General features: G+C 66.2%; 1 protein-coding gene. It reads right to left on the bottom strand.

Annotated elements, in window-relative coordinates; genetic code table 11:
- Positions 1-86 precede the first annotated feature (86 nt).
- Positions 87-562: hypothetical protein (locus tag EII35_RS16155; RefSeq protein WP_185744409.1), on the bottom strand; the 476-nt coding region annotated here is incomplete at its 5' end.

Here is a 562-nt window from a genome sequence, read left to right as displayed (position 1 = left end):
CGGCCAGGTCCCTGGGGATGTGGGAGGTCGTCACGACGCTCATTCTGGCGGCGGTTCTGGTCCCGGCCCTCATCGGGTGAGCGGGTTCAGCGTCCGATGCCTGGGGTGCGGCTGAAGGTGCCCCGAGACCGGGACAGGGTGCGGGCTGGGGCTGCCCTGGTGGGTGGCGTCGTGGCGTTGAGTGTGATGCTGCGGGATCGGCCATCACGACTGATGTGTTCGACCACGGTCCCGGTGGGGGTGCGGTGTGCGATGAACAGGTCGACCTGTGTGAAACGGGACTGGGCGCTGGCCAGCTGGTAGGTGGCACGGGCATTGTCGATGCAGCGACTGGAAGCTCTGCCCTCGATGAAGGTGGAGTTCACGGCCTCGGGCGGGGTGTACCGGGCGGTGACATCACCTGTTGAGCGGGGCTCGACCCACCTGCGGTGTGCTCCCTCCAGGCAGATCTGCTGGGGTGTGTCCACCGCCACGATGCAGACCTGGGTGTACTGCCGTTTCCTCAGCTGCTGGACCAGGAGCGCACCTTTCTCCTTCCCCTTCAGGGTTCCCTCGATCTTGA

It is taken from the genome of Arachnia propionica (assembly GCF_003932785.1).
GTDB classification, from domain to species: Bacteria; Actinomycetota; Actinomycetes; order Propionibacteriales; family Propionibacteriaceae; genus Arachnia; species Arachnia propionica_B.
The sequence above is the reverse complement of the archived record's forward strand: the minus strand, read 5'-3'. Positions and strand labels throughout refer to the sequence as shown.